Source organism: Streptomyces pratensis (assembly GCF_016804005.1).
Classification (GTDB): domain Bacteria; phylum Actinomycetota; class Actinomycetes; order Streptomycetales; family Streptomycetaceae; genus Streptomyces; species Streptomyces pratensis_A.
This window is the reverse complement of record NZ_CP051486.1, coordinates 8,159,733-8,177,217: the sequence shown is the minus strand read 5'-3', so window position 1 is coordinate 8,177,217 and position 17,485 is coordinate 8,159,733. Positions and strand designations below refer to the sequence as shown.

At 70.8% G+C, this 17,485-nt stretch carries 15 protein-coding genes and 2 pseudogenes; 8 read left to right on the top strand and 9 right to left on the bottom strand.

What is annotated here, in order from left to right:
* Positions 1-2 precede the first annotated feature (2 nt).
* Together HED23_RS34430 and HED23_RS34425 are read left to right on the top strand one after the other, a co-directional pair.
* Positions 3-686: a GntR family transcriptional regulator gene (locus tag HED23_RS34430; RefSeq protein ID WP_203187214.1), complete on the top strand. Its 684-nt coding sequence runs from the start codon at positions 3-5 to the stop codon at positions 684-686.
* Entirely contained in the window at positions 683-1,990 is a 1,308-nt protein-coding gene (locus HED23_RS34425) for an MFS transporter (RefSeq protein ID WP_203187213.1), read from the top strand. The genes HED23_RS34430 and HED23_RS34425 overlap by 4 nt, the downstream gene beginning before the upstream one ends.
* A 55-nt stretch (positions 1,991-2,045) precedes the next feature.
* On the opposite strand, the gene HED23_RS34420 is transcribed toward HED23_RS34425, so the two are convergent.
* The gene (locus tag HED23_RS34420) at positions 2,046-2,870 is read right to left on the bottom strand and encodes a maleylpyruvate isomerase family mycothiol-dependent enzyme (protein ID WP_203187212.1); all 825 of its coding nucleotides are present in this window, start codon (positions 2,868-2,870) and stop codon (positions 2,046-2,048) included.
* A gap of 200 nt (positions 2,871-3,070) precedes the next feature.
* Here HED23_RS34420 and HED23_RS34415 point away from each other — a divergent pair, with 200 nt between their 5' ends.
* The gene (locus HED23_RS34415) at positions 3,071-3,868 is read left to right on the top strand and encodes a carbon-nitrogen family hydrolase (RefSeq protein ID WP_203187211.1); all 798 of its coding nucleotides are present in this window, start codon (positions 3,071-3,073) and stop codon (positions 3,866-3,868) included.
* Between the two features lie 70 nt (positions 3,869-3,938).
* Here HED23_RS34415 and HED23_RS34410 read toward each other — a convergent pair whose 3' ends face one another.
* Positions 3,939-4,445, bottom strand: a complete 507-nt coding sequence (locus tag HED23_RS34410) for an LURP-one-related/scramblase family protein (protein WP_203187210.1) — start codon at positions 4,443-4,445, stop codon at positions 3,939-3,941.
* Between the two features lie 64 nt (positions 4,446-4,509).
* Between HED23_RS34410 and HED23_RS34405 the strand changes: the two genes are divergently transcribed.
* Entirely contained in the window at positions 4,510-6,321 is a 1,812-nt protein-coding gene (locus HED23_RS34405) for an NHL domain-containing thioredoxin family protein (RefSeq protein ID WP_203187209.1), read from the top strand.
* A 4-nt stretch (positions 6,322-6,325) separates the two neighbouring features.
* On the opposite strand, the pseudogene HED23_RS34400 reads toward HED23_RS34405, so the two are convergent.
* The 5 genes and pseudogenes from HED23_RS34400 to HED23_RS34380 form a co-directional block, all read right to left on the bottom strand.
* A pseudogene (locus HED23_RS34400) lies at positions 6,326-6,714 on the bottom strand (DUF4232 domain-containing protein); the annotation flags it as partial.
* Positions 6,715-6,719: 5 nt separating this feature from the next.
* Positions 6,720-7,913: pseudogene (locus HED23_RS34395) on the bottom strand (BTAD domain-containing putative transcriptional regulator); the annotation flags it as partial.
* A gap of 131 nt (positions 7,914-8,044) precedes the next feature.
* Positions 8,045-8,266 carry a DUF6458 family protein gene (locus tag HED23_RS34390; RefSeq protein WP_203187208.1) on the bottom strand — a complete coding sequence of 74 codons (222 nt, stop codon included), beginning with the start codon at positions 8,264-8,266 and terminating at the stop codon, positions 8,045-8,047.
* A gap of 104 nt (positions 8,267-8,370) precedes the next feature.
* Positions 8,371-9,669 carry a M18 family aminopeptidase gene (locus HED23_RS34385; protein WP_203187207.1) on the bottom strand — a complete coding sequence of 433 codons (1,299 nt, stop codon included), beginning with the start codon at positions 9,667-9,669 and terminating at the stop codon, positions 8,371-8,373.
* Positions 9,670-9,762: 93 nt separating this feature from the next.
* Positions 9,763-10,083: a hypothetical protein gene (locus tag HED23_RS34380; RefSeq protein ID WP_203187206.1), complete on the bottom strand. Its 321-nt coding sequence runs from the start codon at positions 10,081-10,083 to the stop codon at positions 9,763-9,765.
* Between the two features lie 33 nt (positions 10,084-10,116).
* Between HED23_RS34380 and HED23_RS34375 the strand changes: the two genes are divergently transcribed.
* On the top strand, positions 10,117-10,278 hold the full coding sequence (locus HED23_RS34375) for a hypothetical protein (RefSeq protein WP_203187205.1): 162 nt from the start codon (positions 10,117-10,119) through the stop codon (positions 10,276-10,278).
* A 227-nt stretch (positions 10,279-10,505) separates the two neighbouring features.
* Here HED23_RS34375 and HED23_RS34370 read toward each other — a convergent pair whose 3' ends face one another.
* Positions 10,506-12,332, bottom strand: a complete 1,827-nt coding sequence (locus tag HED23_RS34370) for an acyl-CoA dehydrogenase (RefSeq protein ID WP_203187204.1) — start codon at positions 12,330-12,332, stop codon at positions 10,506-10,508.
* 171 nt (positions 12,333-12,503) lie between these two features.
* Between HED23_RS34370 and HED23_RS34365 the strand changes: the two genes are divergently transcribed.
* The 3 genes from HED23_RS34365 to HED23_RS34355 all read left to right on the top strand — a co-directional run bounded on the left by HED23_RS34365 (position 12,504) and on the right by HED23_RS34355 (position 15,288).
* Positions 12,504-12,944, top strand: coding sequence for an SseB family protein (locus HED23_RS34365; protein ID WP_073750539.1), 441 nt, complete (start codon positions 12,504-12,506; stop codon positions 12,942-12,944).
* Positions 12,945-13,120: 176 nt separating this feature from the next.
* The gene (locus HED23_RS34360) at positions 13,121-14,077 is read left to right on the top strand and encodes a pirin family protein (RefSeq protein ID WP_203187203.1); all 957 of its coding nucleotides are present in this window, start codon (positions 13,121-13,123) and stop codon (positions 14,075-14,077) included.
* 134 nt (positions 14,078-14,211) lie between these two features.
* The gene (locus HED23_RS34355) at positions 14,212-15,288 is read left to right on the top strand and encodes an AI-2E family transporter (RefSeq protein ID WP_203187202.1); all 1,077 of its coding nucleotides are present in this window, start codon (positions 14,212-14,214) and stop codon (positions 15,286-15,288) included.
* On the opposite strand, the gene HED23_RS34350 is transcribed toward HED23_RS34355, so the two are convergent.
* The gene (locus HED23_RS34350; RefSeq protein ID WP_203187201.1) at positions 15,283-17,403 is read right to left on the bottom strand and encodes an ATP-binding SpoIIE family protein phosphatase; all 2,121 of its coding nucleotides are present in this window, start codon (positions 17,401-17,403) and stop codon (positions 15,283-15,285) included. The two genes, HED23_RS34355 and HED23_RS34350, sit on opposite strands and share 6 nt — an antisense overlap.
* Between the last annotated feature and the right edge of the window lie 82 nt (positions 17,404-17,485).

Here is a 17,485-nt window from a genome sequence, read left to right as displayed (position 1 = left end):
GCATGCCTGTCGCACCCACTGTTCCGCCCGCTGCCCGCCAGGCGGACCCCAAGCCGCCACCCGCAGCCGAGCGCGTCTACACCCACATCAAGGAAGCGGTCCTCGACCGCCGCTACGAGGGCGGCACGCTGCTCACCGAGGGGGATCTGGCCGAGGCCGTCGGCGTCTCCCGCACCCCTGTGCGGGAGGCTCTGCTCCGTCTTGAGGTCGAAGGGCTGATCAAGCTCTACCCGAAGAAGGGTGCGCTGGTGCTCGCGGTCTCCGCGCAGGAGATCTCCGACGTGGTGGAGACCCGGCTCCTCGTGGAGGAGTTCGCCGCACGCAAGGCCGTGCCCGCGTCGGCGCAGCTGATCGCACGGCTCGAACAGCTCCTGGAGGAGCAGCGGGAACTCGCCGAGGCGGGCGACCTGGCCGCGGTGTCGGTCAAGGACCGCTGCTTCCACGCCGAGATCGTGAAGAACGCCGGCAACGAGATCCTCTCGCGCCTCTACGACCAGCTCCGCGACCGGCAGTTGCGGATGGGCGTGGCCGTGATGGAGGCGCACCCCGGCAGGATCGCCGCCAACATCACCGAGCACGGGGAGCTGCTGGACGCCATCAGAGCCGGTGACGCCGAAGGTGCCGCGCAGGTCGTGCGGCGCCACGTCAGCCGGGTCAAGGTGCTGGTCCGGGGTGATGACCGGTGACCTCCGCCGCGCCCACTCTCTCCCTGCCCGGAGACCCGCCCGGCGGCCGGCGTGCCGCATGGGTCTGGGGCATCGGCGTCGCCGTCTACTTCGTCGCCATCATCTTCCGCACGAGCCTGGGCGTCGCCGGCCTCGACGCCGCCGACCGCTTCGACGTCAACGCCTCGGCACTGTCGACGTTCTCCATCCTCCAGCTGCTCGTCTACGCGGGCATGCAGATACCCGTCGGCCTCATGGTCGACCGGCTGGGCACCAAGAAGGTCCTCACCATCGGGGTGGTGCTCTTCACGGTGGGGCAGCTGGGCTTCGCGCTCTCCCCGTCGTACGGCATGGCGCTCGCCTCCCGCGCACTGCTCGGCTGCGGCGACGCGATGACGTTCATCAGCGTGCTGCGGCTGGGCGCCCGGTGGTTCCCGGCCCGGCGCGGGCCGCTGATCGGGCAGGTGGCCGCGCTCTTCGGGATGGCGGGCAATCTCGTCTCCACCCTCTTCATCGCCCGCGCGCTGCACGGCTTCGGCTGGACCACGACCTTCGTCGGCAGTTCGTTGGCGGGCGTGGTGGTGCTGGTCCTGCTGCTGCTCTTCCTCAAGGACCACCCCGAGGGCCACGAGCCGCCGCCCGCCGAGCACGCCGGAGCGGTGTACGTGCGGAAGCAGATCGCCGCCTCCTGGCGTGAGCCGGGTACCCGCCTGGGCATGTGGGTGCACTTCACCACGCAGTTCCCGGCCATGGTCTTCCTGCTGCTGTGGGGCATGCCGTTCCTGGTCGAGGCGCAGGGGCTGAGCAGGGGCACCGCGGGTGAACTGCTCACCCTGGTCGTGCTCTCCAACATGGTGGTGGGGCTGGTCTACGGGCAGGTCATCGCCCGGCACCACGGGGCCCGCGCCCCGCTGGCCCTGGGGACGGTCGCGATGACCGCATTGCTCTGGGCGGCCACGATCTTCTACCCCGGTGACCATGCGCCGATGTGGCTGCTGATCACCCTCTGCGTGGTGCTCGGCTCCTGCGGCCCGGCCTCGATGATCGGCTTCGACTTCGGACGGCCGGCCAATCCGCCGGAACGCCAGGGCACCGCTTCGGGCATCGTCAACATGGGCGGCTTCGTCGCCTCGATGACGACGCTGTTCGCGGTCGGCGTCCTGCTGGACGCCACCGGGGACAACTACCGCATCGCGTTCGCCTCGGTCTTCGTCCTGGAGGCGCTCGGCGTCGTGCAGATCCTGCGGCTGCACGCCGGCGCCACACACAGGGAACGCGACCACCATGTCGTCAGCCGGGTCGAAGCCGTACACGTGCCCGTCTGACAGGGCTCCGGCGGCGCGCCCGTCCCCCGACGGACGGGCGCCGCCGGTCGCAGCGCTACGGAGTCAGGGCGAAGTGGCGCAGGATCTCGGCGCCCAGGTCCTGGTCGCCCTCGACCTTGATCCGGTCCTCCACCGCCTGCGCCCGCACCCGGCCGCAGGCCAGCCGGTAGTACGTCTCCCAGTCCATCGCGAGGGTGGCCGCAGGGCCCAGCGACGGCGCTCCGTCGACCGAACCGCGGCCCTCGCCGTCGACCCTCACCGTGCGCAGGAACTCCAGCGGGCCGTGCACATCGAAGACCACGGCCGAATTGGCGGGCGCGCCCGCGTCCTTGGCGACGACCTTCGCCAGCCCGATCAGCAGCGTGTCCCGGACGATCAGGGCGCCCGGGGAATCCAGATTGCCGGGCTGCCCCAGCGTCGTACGCAGATCCTGCTCGTGCACCCATACGTCGAAGGCCCGCATGCGCAGCGCCAGTTCCAGGGTCTGCTCGGCACCGAGGGGGGCCCGCACCATGGTCTCGGGAGCGCGCGACTCGTTGCGCAGCTGACGCATGCGCCGGATGAGCGTGTACTCCAGCTCCGAGGTCATCTCCGGCGCCGTGTGGTGGCGCCGTACGTCGACCTGCATCTCCATGTAGCGCTGGATGTCGTTCTGCACGTGGTACAGGTCGCGTGGCAGCGTGTGGATGGGACGGGGATCGCCGAGCTGCTCGCACTCCATGCCGATGACGTGCGAGACGATGTCGCGCACCGACCAGCCCGGGCAGGGCGTCCGGCGGTTCCACTCCCCCTCGGGGAGTGGCTTGACCAGCTCGGCTATCGCCTCGACGGAGTGGGTCCAGGCATCGGCATAGGTCTGGAGGCTGGGATGGACGGTCACGGGACCCCTCGTGCGGTTCTGCGGTGCATGGGCTGGAGAGCAGGGAAGTGCCGACGGGTTGGCCGGCACCGACGGTGCTGTCTGCGGGCTGCGTGGGAGGTTCGCTCGCTAAGTTACGCTGCGAGCAGGCACCCCGGCAGTGCTTTCGTGTGACGATCGTAGGCCCGCGTTGACGGCTTCCATGCCAGGACGGTGGTAGTGTGCACGCCTCCCTCATCCAGATCGCAGTAAACCCGGATGAATCGGTCAATTCCCGTAGAGAGCGCGTGGCTTCGCTGGTCGCGGCCCAGCGGGGGGCGGACCTGGTCGTCCTCCCCGAGCTCTGGCCGGTGGGCGCCTTCGCCTACACCGCCTTCGCCGACGAGGCCGAACCGCTGCTCGGACCTACGCACGACGGCATGGCGAAGGCGGCGGCCGAGGCGGGCGTCTGGCTGCACGCCGGGTCCTTCGTCGAGCGGGCCGAGGACGGCACCCTCTACAACACCTCGCTGGTGTTCTCTCCCGAGGGCGAGCGGGCCGCCGCGTACCGCAAGATCCACCGCTTCGGCTTCGACAAGGGCGAGGCCGTCATGATGGGAGCAGGTGAGGAGCTCGTCACGGTGGCACTGCCGGAGACCGTCCTCGGCCTCGCCACCTGCTACGACCTGCGCTTCCCCGAGCAGTTCCGCGGGCTCGTCGACGCGGGGGCCGAAACCATGGTCGTCCCGGCCGGCTGGCCGGAGCGCCGGCGCTCCCATTGGACGCTGCTGGCGCAGGCACGCGCCGTCGAGAACCAGGCGTACGTCCTGGCGGTCGGGACGGCCGGTACGCACGCGGGGGTCGAACAGGCGGGCCACAGCATCGTCGTCGACCCCTGGGGCGAGGTGCTCGCCGAGGCCGGGGCGGCCGAGGAGGTCCTCACCGTGGAGTTCGACCCGGCGAAGGCAGCCGCCACCCGTGAGCAGTTCCCTGCCCTCAAGGACCGCCGCCTGGGCCTCGCCCCGCGACGTCTGGCCTGAGCCTTCCCCTGGCGTCCAGGTGGCCCTGTTTCACGTGAAACAGGGCCACCGGCCTGAGTCGGCACGTCCCTCAGTCCTCACCGTGTTCCTTGTCGTGCTCCTTGTCCGCGAGGACGATCACGCACACCGCCACCGCGAGGAGCAGGGGCACATCGGCGTCCTCCCGCACGATGTCGACGCCGTAGGTGTCGCGGACGGTCAGCCAGCGCCGGGAGATCTGGGCGAGCAGCTCACCGTCGTAGTCGATGGCGAACTCGCGGTCCAGGATCTTGCCGCTGACGTCCAGCTCGGTGCCCTCCACGAGGGCCACCCGGTAGTGGTTGCGCAGCAGCGAGAGCCGCTTCCGCTTGACCTTGGCGAGCTCCTCGCCGTCCCGCTCGATGATCATCGTGTCGCGCAGGCTGATCAGCTTCTGCCGGATCTCCACCAGTACACGGCCGCTCGCGTCCTTCAGCTCGAAGGTGTCACGGAGCCGCATGGCCTTGCCGTCGACGAGGAAGAGTTTCCGCCCGTCCGCGTCCTCGATCCAGTAGTCGTCGCCGACGCCGAACAGCCGCTCACGCACGAGAAGTCTCATGGATCACAGGTTCCCCGACGCCCTGCCGGAATGCGCGCAGGCCACGGTGCTGTTGACTGTTGTCATGACAGCACGTGCACGTGTCCGCGCCCCCGAACTTATCGGCAAGGGCGGCTGGCTCAATACAGGCGACCGGCAATACACCCTCGCTGACCTGCGGGGACGCATTGTCATCCTGGACTTCTGGACATTCTGCTGCGTGAACTGTCTGCATGTGCTGGACGAGCTGCGCGAGCTGGAGGAGAAGCACCGCGACACCGTGGTGATCATCGGTGTCCACTCCCCGAAGTTCGTGCACGAGGCCGAGCACCAGGCCGTGGTCGACGCCGTCGAGCGGTACGAGGTGCACCACCCGGTCCTCGACGACCCGGAGCTCGCCACCTGGAAGCAGTACGCCGTCCGGGCCTGGCCCACGCTCGTCGTCGTGGACCCCGAGGGCTACGTCGTGGCCCAGCACGCGGGTGAGGGCCACGCGCACGCCATCGAGAAGCTCGTCGAGGAGCTGGAGTCCGAGCATGCCGCGAAGGGCACCCTGCGCCGTGGCGACGGGCCGTACGTCGCGCCGGAGCCGGTGGCGACACACCTGCGGTTCCCCGGCAAGGCGCTCGCCCTCCCCGACGGCGGTTTCCTCGTCTCGGACACCACACGGCACCGCCTGGTCGAGCTGGATGCCGACGGCGAGACCGTACGGGGCCACTTCGGAGCCGGTGAGCGCGGATTCGCGGACGGCGGCCGAGAGGAGGCCCGGTTCAGCGAACCGCAGGGACTCGCCGTCCTGCCGGACGGCCGGATCGCCGTCGCGGACACGGTCAACCACGCGATCAGGGCGCTCGACCTCGCCACGGGCGTGACGACCACGCTCGCGGGGACCGGGCGCCAGTGGTGGCAGGGCTCCGCCACCAGCGGCCCTGCCGAGGAAGTGGATCTGTCGTCGCCGTGGGACATCGCCTGGTTCGGCGACCGGCTGTGGATCGCGATGGCCGGCGTCCACCAGCTGTGGACGTACGACCCCGGGCAGGGCACGGTGCGGGTCGCCGCCGGGACGACCAACGAGGGCCTGGTCGACGGGCCCGGGGACCAGGCCTGGTTCGCGCAGCCGTCCGGTCTGGCCGCCGCCGGCGACCGGCTCTGGGTCGCCGACTCCGAGACCTCCTCGCTGCGCTGGCTGGACCTGGAGGGCGCGGTCCACACCGCCGTCGGTACCGGTCTCTTCGACTTCGGCCACCGCGACGGTCCCGCGGAGCAGGCGCTCCTCCAGCACCCGCTGGGGGTCACGGCCCTCCCGGACGGCTCGGTCGCCGTGAGCGACACGTACAACCACGCGCTGCGGCGGTACGACCCGGAGAGCGGCGAGGTCACCACGCTGGCCACCGACCTGCGCGAGCCCAGTGACGCGGTGCTGGTGGACGGCGACCTGGTCGTCGTCGAGTCCGCACGCCACCGGCTGACCCGCCTGCGGCTGCCCGAGGAGGCCGTGAGGGTCGCGGACCAGGCCCACCGCACCCAGCGGGCGGCCACCGAGGTCGCCGCCGGCACGCTGCGGCTGGATGTGGTCTTCCAGGCGCCCGCCGGACAGAAGCTGGACACCCGGTACGGTCCCTCGACGCGGCTGCTGGTCTCCTCGACCCCGCCGGAGCTGCTGGCCGAGGGGTCGGGTCCGGGTACGGACCTGAGCCGTGACCTGGTCCTTGCCGAAGGGGTCACCGAGGGCGTTCTGCACGTGTCCGCGATGGCCGCCTCCTGCGACGACGACCCGGCCAACGAGTACCCGGCCTGCCACGTGCACCAGCAGGACTGGGGCGTCCCCGTGAGCGTCACGGCCGGAGGGGTGTCCCGGCTGCCGCTCGTGCTGGCCGGGATGGACGAGCAGGGCTGACGGCTCAGAAATCGTCGGCGCCGTTGCGCAGCTCGGGCGTCCAGTAGCCGGTCGCCCACTTCGCCGGGTCCACGGCGATGCCCTCGGCGCCGGGAGCCTCACGGTCTCGACGTCCTCGTCCACACCGCCGTCCGACAGCCGCACGGCTGCGTACGCGGGAGCACCGGCGCCGAGGACGACCGGACCGGCGGGCTTGCTCTTGTCGACCGCCGGCACGGTGCCACGCGCGTTCTCCAGGAACCGGATCTCGGGGAAGCCCTGCATCAGGCAGCTGTGGCCCGAGGTGTTCTTGGCGGTCAGGACGATGTGGGTGTAGGGCGGGCCGTCCTGGACCTCGGCGCTGATCGCCAGGCCCTTGGTGGTGCAGGGCGCCGCATCGCCGCCGGCGCCGGTCGGTGGGTCCGGAAGAGCGCGGCCGCGGCGGTCACGGACTCCGGGACGCGGCGCGGTGCGACGCCGAGGGCCAGCAGGAACTCGCGCAGGACGTCTATGAGAGCGGGCTCGCCCGTCTCGCTGAAACCTCGCAGATCGGCGAAGAGCCGTCCGTCAGGGAAGGCGGCGGGGTTGTGGTGCGCCCACTGGAGGGCCAGCGACGTCTTGCCCACTCCCGCCGGGCCGGTGACCAGGCACACGGGTGCCTCTCCTGCGGCGGCCCGGGTGAGTGCCGCCAGCTCCGCGGTGCGTCCGTGGAAGCCACGGGGGACGCGGGGCAGCAGATCGGTGGGGTGCGTGGCCACGGAGGGACTGTGCGCCGCGGGGACACGCGATGAGCCCGGGGCCGGGGCGGTGCCGGACCGTGCCGGTCCGGACGCGGCCGTCCCCAGGCCGCCGTCGGGGGCCGGACCGGGCCGGGGGCCGCCGCGCAGGATCAGCGCGTAGGCGTCGGCGAGTTCGTGTCCGGGGTCGATGCCCAGCTCATCGGCGAGCAGCCGCCTCGTACGGTGGAACCAGTCCAGGGCCTCCGACTGGCGCCCCGCCCGGTACAGCGCCAGTATCAGGGCCGCCGCCAGTGACTCCCGCATCGGGTGGGCGACCGCTTCCGCCCGCAGTACGGATGCCGCCCGGTGGTGCTCGCCGAGATTCCCGTAGGCCCGGGCCAGCTCCTCGACCGTTGCCAGCCGGGACTCCTCCAGCGTGTGCGCGGCGGCCTGGAGCGGTCCTTCGGTGAACGCTCCGCCGAGTGCCGGGCCCTGCCACAGCGCCAGGGCGTCGTCGAGCATGCGCACGGTGTCGGCGGCGCTGCGCTGCTGGCGTGCCAGCATCAGCAGTTCCTCGAAGCGCTGGTAGTCCAGCAGCGTTTCCGGGACCCTGAGGACGTAGGCGTCGCCGAGCGTGATCAGCTCCACCCCGTACGCCTGTGCCTCCGCACCTGTCAGAAGGGCGCGGAGGCGTGAGACGTGTCCCTGGATGACGCCCCGGGCGCGCGGTGGGGGTTCCTCGCCCCACAGGGAGTCCGCCAGCCGGGCGACCGGCACGGGGGTGTTGGCCGACAGCAGCAGGGCGGCGAGCAGGCTGCGCCGTTTGGCGGGCCCGAGCGGCAGGGGCCCGGTCCGGGTGTCGACGGATACCGTGCCGAGCAGCCGGAACTCCACGAGCGGCATTCCTTCCGGGCAGGACGCACCCGGGGTGGGGGCCGGGACAGGTGCCCAGAACATCGGGCCTCCCGCCGGGCCGACGCACAGTCACGGACGCCCCGCGGGGGAGCGGATGCCCGCCCGTCAGATCACTGGTAGCGGCGCTCGTCCTCCGTCACGACGGTGGTGGTGGGCGGCATGATCATGCGGCGGCGACGCGCGATGCTCGCGTAGACGAAGACCCCGATGAGGCCGACGAGCATCATGATCCAGCCGACCAGGTCGACATTGACGGTGTCCATCTCCCAGTCGGTGGCGAACGCCAGAATCGCCCCGCCACCGATCAGGAGAATGCATCCTCCGAGTCCCATGATTTCCGCCTCCTCGACGGCCCGGTGACTCCGGGCCGGTGTACGGGTCGCGTACCCGGCCCGGCGACAACCATGTCCGAGGAGGCGGTCGGGCGGCGGAGGGATCAGCCCGCGAGGAACGCCGCGAGTGCGTTGGCCAGCAGATACGGGTCGTCGGCACCGCAGAGTTCGCGCGCGCTGTGCATCGACAGGATCGCCACACCGATGTCGACCGTCCGGATGCCGTGCCGGGCCGCGGTGATCGGGCCGATCGTCGTGCCGCACGGCATCGCGTTGTTGGAGACGAACGTCTGCCACGGCACGCCCGCCTTCTCGCAGGCCGCGGCGAACACGGCCCGGCCGCCGCCGTCGGTGGCGTAGCGCATGTTGACGTTGACCTTGAGGATCGGCCCGCCGTTGGCCACCGGGTGGTGCGTCGGGTCGTGCCGCTCGGCGTAGTTGGGGTGGACGGCGTGGCCGGTGTCCGACGAGAGGCACACGGTCCCGGCGAAGGCCCGGGCGCGGTCCTCGTACGAACCGCCGCGGGCGAACACGGAGCGCTCCATCACGGTGCCGAGCAGCGGGCCGTCCGCGCCCGTGTCGGACTGGGAGCCGTTCTCCTCGTGGTCGAAGGCGGCCAGCACGGGGATGTACGGGAGCTGGTCGTCCGGCCGGCCGGCCACGGCGGCCAGCGCGGCCGTGGCGGCGTGCACCGAGAGCAGGTTGTCCATGCGCGGCCCGGCGAGCAGCTCACGGTCCCGGCCGAGGTAGGCGGGCGGCTCGACGGGGTGCGGCATGAGGTCCCAGCCGGTGACCTCGGCGGGATCGACGCCCGCCTCCTCCGCGACGAAGCGGATGAGGTCACCCTCCTCGACCTCACCGAGTCCCCAGATCGGCTGCATGTGCTTCTGGCGGTCGAGCTTGAGGCCGTCGGGGTTGGCGGACCGGTCCAGGTGCACGGCCAGCTGGGGGACGCGCAGCAGGGGCCGGTCGATGTCGACCAGCCGGTGCGTGCCGTCGCGCAGCGAGAGGCGGCCGGCCAGACCGAGATCCCGGTCGAGCCAGGTGTTCAGGAGCGTCCCGCCGTAGATCTCCACGGCGATCTGGCGCCAGCCGTACGCCCCCGTGTCGGGCAGCGGCTTGACCCGCAGGTTCGGGGAGTCGGTGTGGGCCCCCACGATCCGGAACGGGGTGTGGGGGCCGGCGCCCTCCGGCACGTACCAGGCAATGATCGCGCCGCCCCGCAGGACGTACTTCCCGCCGGTGGAGCCGTCCCACGCGTCCGTCTCCTCGACCTGCCGGAATCCGGCCTTCTCCAGCCGCGCGGCCGCCGTGGCCACGGCGTGGTACGGGGAGGGGGAGGCCATCAGGAAGGCCATCAGATCGTCGGTGTGCCCGCGGTCGAAGCGGAGGGGAGAGCTCATGTTCCTCACTGTAACGACGGCCGCCCCGGCGGGTTCACGGCGGACGGCCGTCGCCCGCGTCATCGTCCGGAAAGCATCGCCTTGCCCCCGGGCTCAGAGCGCGGCGGACGGTTCCTCACCGTTCTGTGCCTGCTGCGCGCGGTCGGAGAACAGTGCGGCGAGGTCCTTGACCAGCGTCTTGTCGAGCTTCTTCTCGCTCCGGGCGTCCGAGGAGACCCAGAGCAGCGCCGCGCCCACCCGGATCTGCCCGGTGACGCCGTAAGCGCCGTCGTAGCCGATCGGGCCCCCCACGGCGTCCCGCCGCGCGCCCACCGGGCCCAGGTCGGCGTCGTCCCTGCCCGCGGTGCGCGCGGTGTTCTTCCACAGGACGTCGTAAGCGGCCTCGGCGGCCTTCTCGTCCTCGTAGGCGACCATCCAGAAGCGGCCCTCGACTGCTCGTCCTCGCGCATGAACGAGGCGGACCCGAGGAACAGAGATCTCTCGCACCTGTTGCCCGCGGACGCGCAGAAGTTGCGCCGGGCCACGTCGTCCATGGGGGCGACCGAGGAGTCCTCCGTGGAGTCCCAGCCCGCGAGCCCGTCCTCGTCCGGCAGCACCGAGGCGACCTGAGCCCTGTCCAGTGCCGTCGCCTCGTCCTCCGCGCCCCCTCCGCAGCCCGTCAGCAGCAGCGCGGCCGTTCCTGCCGCCGCTGCCCACCGTGTCCCGGCCGTCCTCGCACCCATGGACGTGTCCCCCCTCGGAATCCACCCGTGATCATAGGGACGGCCCGCCCCCTGAGGGGGGCGGGCCGTCTCCACTTCTGTGCGAAGAGCTCTGTGCGAAGAGCGTGAGGAGTCCTAGAACGCGGCCTCGTCCAGCTCCATCAGCGAGTTGTCGACGGCCTCGGCCAGTGCCCGCTCGCCGGAGACGCCGGGCAGGACGTTCGCGGCGAAGAACTTCGCCGCGGCGATCTTGCCCTGGTAGAAGGCGGCGTCCTTGGCGGAGGCGTTGCGCAGCTTCTCGGAGGCCACGACCGCGCCCTTGAGCAGCAGGTAGCCGACGACGACGTCGCCGGAGGCCATCAGGAGGCGGGTGGTGTTGAGGCCCACCTTGTAGATGTTCTTGACGTCCTCACCGGTCGCGGTGAGGTCGGTGATCATCGTGCCGACGATCGCCTCCAGGTCCACCGCGGCCTTGGCGAGGTTGTCCAGCGAACCGGACAGCTCCTCGTTGCCCTGGGCACCCGCGAGGAACTTCTTGATCTCCTCGGAGAGGGCGTTCAGCGAGGCGCCCTGGTCGCGGACGATCTTCCGGAAGAAGAAGTCCTGGCCCTGGATCGCCGTCGTGCCCTCGTACAGGGTGTCGATCTTGGCGTCACGGATGTACTGCTCGACCGGGTACTCCTGGAGGTACCCGGAGCCGCCGAACGTCTGGAGCGACTGTGCGAGCTGCTCGTAGGACTTCTCGGAGCCGTAGCCCTTCACGATCGGGAGCAGCAGGTCGTTGAGGCCGTTGAGCGCCTTGGAGTCCTCGCCCGCGGCTTCCTTCACCTGGATCGCGTCCTGGACGGACGCGGTGTACAGCACCAGGGAGCGCATGCCCTCGGCGTAAGCCTTCTGCGTCATGAGGGAGCGGCGCACGTCGGGGTGGTGCGTGATGGTGACCTTGGGGGCCGTCTTGTCCATGAACTGCGACAGGTCGGTGCCCTGGACGCGCTCCTTGGCGTACTCGAGCGCGTTGAGGTAACCCGCGGACAGGGCCGCGATGGCCTTCGTGCCGACCATCATGCGGGCGAACTCGATGATGCGGAACATCTGGCGGATGCCGTCGTGCTTGTCACCGATGAGCCAGCCCTTGGCGGGGTGCTGGTCGCCGAAGGTCATCTCGCAGGTGTTCGACGCCTTGAGGCCCATCTTGTGCTCGACGTTCGTCGCGTACACGCCGTTGCGCGCACCGAGCTCGCCGGTGGTCCAGTCGAAGTGGAACTTCGGGACCAGGAAGAGGGAGAGCCCCTTGGTGCCCGGGCCGGCGCCCTCGGGGCGTGCCAGGACGTAGTGGAGGATGTTCTCGGACATGTCGTGCTCGCCCGAGGTGATGAAGCGCTTCACACCCTCGATGTGCCAGGAGCCGTCCTCCTGCTCGACGGCCTTCGTACGGCCGGCGCCTACGTCCGAACCCGCGTCGGGCTCGGTCAGCACCATCGTCGAGCCCCACTGCTTCTCGACGGCGATCTCGGCGACCTTCTTCTGCGCCTCGTTGCCCTCGTCGAAGAGGATGCCGGCGAACGCGGGGCCGGAGGAGTACATCCAGACCGCCGGGTTGGAGCCGAGCAGGAGCTCCGCGTAACCCCAGATCAGGGAGCGCGGGGAGGTCGTGCCGCCGATCTCCTCGGGCAGGCCGAGACGCCAGTACTCGGAGTCCATGAAGGCCTGGTAGGACTTCTTGAAGGAGGCCGGGACGGGCGCCGTGTTCGTCGCGGGGTCGAAGACCGGCGGGTTGCGGTCGGCGTCGGCGTACGAGTCGGCGAGCTCGTTCTCCGCGAGGCGGGTGACCTCGTCGAGGATGCTCTTCGCGGTGTCGACGTCCATCTCCGCGAACGGACCGGTGCCGTACAGCTTGTCGCGCCCGAGGACCTCGAAGAGGTTGAACTCGATGTCGCGGAGATTCGACTTGTAGTGCCCCATGGGAAGGCTCCGTAATCAATAGCAGTGGCGCGCAGCGCCCCGGGGAGGAGTGAGGGTCGGGCGACGGACGGCCTGGCGTGGGTACATCAGCTGACCCCCACGATGATGCTACCCGTCAGTAATAAGGCGCAACCCCTCAAGGCGCAGATGTGTCCGATTACTCTTTGCGGCATGTATGGCTACGACCAGAACCCGGGTGCACAGCAGCAGATGGGCGGCGGCTACGGCGAGCAGCCGTTGTACCCCGAGCCCTCGCCGCCGTCCCTGGCCGACGCGGTACGGGCCTTCACGACCGGTTCGCTGTCCGCGGAGGACTTCCAGCAGATCTTCGCCACGGCGAAGGTCTACTGCCCGCGCGGTGACAATCCCGGCTTCCTGGCCCTCCACAACACCCAGCAGCCGGTGATCCCCATGTTCACCACGCTCAAGGAGCTCCGGAGCTACGCGGGCAAGGAGTCCAAGTACTTCGTGATCACCGGCGCCGAGGTGATCGATCTGCTGCCCACCGGCTACGGCTTCGTCCTCGACATGGAGGGTGACCACCGCATGGTCTTCGACGCCAAGGCGGTGGAGCAGATGGTGGACTTCGCCATGCGCCGCATGTACGGCTAGCCGCCTTCGCCTCGCAGACGGCTGAGAGACGTCCCCGGCCTTCCGGGGTGATCCGAGGGCCCGCACCGTTCCGGTGCGGGCCCTCGTTGCCGTGTGGCGGCGGGAATGGGGACCGTCTTGCAAGATGTTCACTGTTCAACTAAATTGGACGCAGAAGACTCCCGGAGGTGGCTCCCATGCCCGCAGTGACCGTCGAAAACCCGTTGACCCTGCCGAAGGTCGCGGCCCAGGCCGACGCCGTGTCCCGTCCCGTGCTGACCGTCACCACCGCGCCGAGCGGTTTCGAAGGCGAGGGGTTCCCGGTGCGGCGCGCCTTCGCCGGGATCAACTACCGGCACCTCGACCCGTTCATCATGATGGACCAGATGGGTGAGGTGGAGTACGCCGCAGGTGAGCCGAAGGGGACTCCCTGGCACCCGCACCGCGGCTTCGAGACCGTCACGTACATCATCGACGGGAGCTTCATCCACCAGGACAGCCACGGTGGCGGAGGCTCCATCGAGAACGGCGACACCCAGTGGATGACCGCGGGCAGCGGCCTCCTGCACATCGAGACGCCGCCTGAGGCCCTCGTCATGTCCGGTGGCCTCTTCCACGGCCTCCAGCTCTGGGTGAACCTGCCCAAGGCCGACAAGATGATGGCGCCCCGCTACCAGGACATCCGCGGTGGCCAGGTCCAGCTCCTCGCCTCCCCGGACGGTGGCGCGCTGCTCCGCGTCATCGCCGGTGAACTCGACGGTCACGAGGGCCCGGGCATCACGCACACCCCGATCACCATGGTCCACGCGACGGTCCGGCCGGGTGCCGAGGTGACGCTGCCCTGGCGTGAGGAGTTCAACGGCCTCGCGTACGTCCTCGCCGGGCGCGGCAGCGTCGGCGCGGAGCGCCGTCCCGTCCACACCGGGCAGACCGCGGTCTTCGGCAAGGGGTCCTCGCTGACCGTCCGCGCCGACGAGTCGCAGGACGGCAACACGCCGGACCTGGAGGTCGTGCTGCTCGGCGGGCGTCCGATCCGTGAGCCCATGGCGCATTACGGGCCGTTCGTGATGAACACCCAGGACGAGCTCAAGCAGGCCTTCGAGGACTTCCAGGCCGGCCGGCTCGGCAAGGTCCCGGCCGTGCACGGCATGTGACCCCTCCTGGCTCTTCGCGGCGGTATCACCGCTCCGGGCGCCCGCGGTGCCCGGCCGGACGTACGGGTGACGGACCGTCACCCGTACGCCCGTGCGGAAGGGACACCACTCCCGGCCCGTGATCGGGTGGGAGGGTGCCTAACCGCAAGCCACTCCTGCCCGATGTCGCGCGGCGGACGGCCGCCTGGTGCGGCGTCCTGCTCCTGGTCGCCGGCGTCGCGGCCGTGGCCGTCTGGCTGGTGGTGGTGCTCAAGACCGCGGTCACCCCGGTCCTGCTGGCGTTGCTCGGCACGGCGCTGCTCGGCCCCGTCCACCGCTGGCTGACCGCGCACAAGGTGAACAGATCGGTCGCGGCCGGACTCACCTGCGCCGCGCTCGTCGCGGTGGGCGGTGGCGCCGGATACATCGTCGTGACCGCCCTCGTGGACACCGGCGACCAGATCGTGGCCTCGCTGAAGGACACCGCGCAGTGGGTCATCGACCACTTCGACATCGAGGGTGTCGCCGATGTGGACGACCTGGCGGACAACGCCAAGAACCTCATCGGGAAGTTCGGGGCGAGCGCGGCGGGCGGACTGCTCACGGGGATCAGCGTCATCGGTTCGCTCGTGACCACCGCGGTCCTCGCCCTGCTGCTGACGTTCTTCTTCCTGCGCGACTCCGACCGTGCGGTCCGCCTGGCCCACACGATCGCCCCGCGCGGGACCGGCGACCTGGTGGAGGCCATGGGGCGCAGGGCCTTCGAAGCCGTCGAGGGGTTCATGCGCGGCACCACCTTCATCGCCCTGATCGACGCCCTGTGCATCACGGTGGGCCTGCTGATCCTGCGGGTGCCGGGGGCGGTGGGACTGGGGGCGCTGGTCTTCGTCGGCGCCTACATCCCGTATCTCGGGGCATTCATCTCCGGTGCCGTCGCCGTGCTCGTCGCGCTCGCGGACCGGGGCATCGTGATCGCGTTCTGGGCACTGGGAGTGGTGCTCGCCGTGCAGGTGCTGGAGGGGCACGTGCTCCAGCCCGTCATCCAGAGCCGCACGGTCCAGATGCACCCCGCCATGATCATGATCGCCCTCACCGCGGGCGCCAGTGTCGCGGGGCTGCTGGGCATGCTGCTGGCTGTGCCGCTGTGCGCGGCGGCGTTCGGGGTGATCGGCGAGCTGCGCAAGGGCTACGAGGCCGCTGGCGGGGGAAGCGCGGTGCCCGACGGATCATGACCCGGTGGTGCTCAGCTCCGCCGGTTCCGCCGACTCGTACAGTTCGAACCAGATCGACTTCCCCTCGCCCCTCGGGTCCACTCCCCAGGCGTCGGCGAGCATCTCCATCAGCACCAGCCCGCGGCCGCTGGACGCCATCTCCCCGGGCCGCCGCTTGTGCGGCAGCTCGTCGCTGGCGTCGGCCACCTCGACGCGCAGCCGCCGCTCGCCCCGACGGCCCGTGACCTCGGCAAGGAGCAGCGCGTCCCCGTCCGTGTGGACGAGAACGTTCGTGGCCATCTCGGAGACCATGAGCTCGGCGGAGTCGACCTGTTCCACGTCCGCCCAGTCGTGCAGGAGCTCCCGCAACTGCTGACGGGCGGCGGCGACCTGCTCGGGCTCCGCCTGGGCGATGGTCATGGCCGAGCGGCGGCCCAGGGGCCTGCGCGTCCGCGCTCCCTCGCGCCGCATCACGAGGACCGCGATGTCGTCCTCCCGCCGGTCCACCAGCGGCCCGGTCGTGTAGTGCGAGCTCGGCCCGTGCACGGCTTGTACGAGGGCGTCCGCGAGCTCCTCCAGGTCCTCGACGGGCTTCTCCAGGACCGGCCTGAGCCTGGTCCATCCGGTGGCCATGTCGTGTCCGCCGGTCTCGATGAGGCCGTCCGTGCACAGCATGATCGTCTCGCCGGGCCCCAGGACGACGCGCGTCGTCGGGTAGTCGGCGTCCTTCTCGACGCCCAGGGGCATCCCTCCGGCGGTCTGCCGGATCACCGCGGTGCCGTCGACGCTGATCACCACCGGGTCCGGGTGGCCGGCCCGGGCGATGTCGAGGGTCCCGGCCTCGGGGTCGGCCTCCGCGTACAGGCAGGTCGCGAAGCGCGTCGCGTCCGAACCGTCCTCGCCTTCGGCGAGGTCGTACGTCTCCGTCAGCCCGGACAGGAAGCGTGAGGCCCGGGAGAGCACGGCATCGGGGCGGTGCCCCTCGGAGGCGTAAGCGCGCAGGGCGATCCGCAGCTGGCCCATCAGCCCCGCCGCCCGCACGTCGTGGCCCTGCACGTCACCGATCACGAGGGCGATACGGCCGTTCGGGAGCGGGATCATGTCGTACCAGTCGCCACCGACCTGGAGCCCGCCGCCCGTCGGGATGTAACGCGCCGCCACCGTCAGCCCGGGGACGCCGGGGCCCAGGGACGGTCTCATGGCCCTCTGGAGGCCGAGCGACAGCTCGCGCTCGTTCTCGGCCGCCCCGGCGCGGGTCAGCGCCTGTGCCAGCATCCTGGCCACTGTCGAAAGGACGGAGCGTTCGTCCGGCGAGAAGGCCACGTTGTGCCGGAAGCCGGCCATCCAGGCGCCCATGGTGTGCCCGGACGAGATGAGCGGCAGAAAGGCCCAGGACTGGCGTCCGAACTCCTTCGCGAGGGGCCAGGTGGCCGGGAAGCGCCGCCGGTACTCCTCGGGGGACGCGAGGTAGATCGCCTGGCCGGTCCGCACGACCTCGGCGGCCGGATAGTCGGTCTGCAGGGGCATGTCGGTGAACGGTTTCTCGTCGCCGACGTTGTGCCCGTGGTGCCCGATGACCGTGAGCCGCTCGCCCGAGACGCCGAAGACGGCCAGTCCGTCCGGCGAGAAGCCGGGCATGGAGAGCGAGCCGGCGACCCGCAGGACCTCCTCGGTGGACACGGCCTCGGCCAGCGCCCGCCCCGCGTCCAGCAGGAACGCCTCGCGCGACCGCCGCCAGTCACCCGTGAGCGGGGTCTGCGCCGCGGTTGCCTCCGGGGGCGGGGCGACCTCCTGGAGAATGCCCATCAGCACGTACGTATGGCGGCCGGGAGTGTCCAGCGCGACCGGCTTGGAACGGCTGCGCACCGTGCGTACGACCGATCCGTTCCCGTCCACGATGCGCATCCTGGCCTCGGCCACCGTGCCCTCGGCGATCGCGAAGTTCACGATGCCGTCGATCTCGTTCCAGTCGGCCGGGTGGAAGCGGGGGCGCACCTCCTCGCCGGGGCGGACAGTGGACTCGGCGGGCAGTCCCACCAGTCGTGCCGCCTCGGCGTCGAGCGTGACCGTGTTTGATGAGCTGTCCCAGCTCCACAGGCCGGTCCCGATCGCAGCCAGGATCTCCTCGGTGCGCATTGCCCCACTTTAGGAAGATGTTCTTCGCGGTCGCCACCGAGGGACGGCCGCACGGCAGCCGAGCGCCGGAGGCCGTCGGGCG

Excerpts from the sequence above, each read along its gene's own strand:
- HED23_RS34430 (WP_203187214.1), top strand. The coding sequence starts at position 3 with ATGCCTGTCGCACCCACTGTTCCGCCCGCTGCCCGCCAGGCGGACCCC.
- HED23_RS34410 (WP_203187210.1), bottom strand. The coding sequence starts at position 4,445 with ATGAGACTTCTCGTGCGTGAGCGGCTGTTCGGCGTCGGCGACGACTAC.
- HED23_RS34405 (WP_203187209.1), top strand. The coding sequence starts at position 4,510 with ATGACAGCACGTGCACGTGTCCGCGCCCCCGAACTTATCGGCAAGGGC.
- HED23_RS34390 (WP_203187208.1), bottom strand. The coding sequence starts at position 8,266 with ATGGGACTCGGAGGATGCATTCTCCTGATCGGTGGCGGGGCGATTCTG.
- HED23_RS34385 (WP_203187207.1), bottom strand. The coding sequence starts at position 9,669 with ATGAGCTCTCCCCTCCGCTTCGACCGCGGGCACACCGACGATCTGATG.
- HED23_RS34380 (WP_203187206.1), bottom strand. The coding sequence starts at position 10,083 with ATGGTCGCCTACGAGGACGAGAAGGCCGCCGAGGCCGCTTACGACGTC.
- HED23_RS34375 (WP_203187205.1), top strand. The coding sequence starts at position 10,117 with ATGAACGAGGCGGACCCGAGGAACAGAGATCTCTCGCACCTGTTGCCC.
- HED23_RS34370 (WP_203187204.1), bottom strand. The coding sequence starts at position 12,332 with ATGGGGCACTACAAGTCGAATCTCCGCGACATCGAGTTCAACCTCTTC.
- HED23_RS34365 (WP_073750539.1), top strand. The coding sequence starts at position 12,504 with ATGTATGGCTACGACCAGAACCCGGGTGCACAGCAGCAGATGGGCGGC.
- HED23_RS34360 (WP_203187203.1), top strand. The coding sequence starts at position 13,121 with ATGCCCGCAGTGACCGTCGAAAACCCGTTGACCCTGCCGAAGGTCGCG.
- HED23_RS34350 (WP_203187201.1), bottom strand. The coding sequence starts at position 17,403 with ATGCGCACCGAGGAGATCCTGGCTGCGATCGGGACCGGCCTGTGGAGC.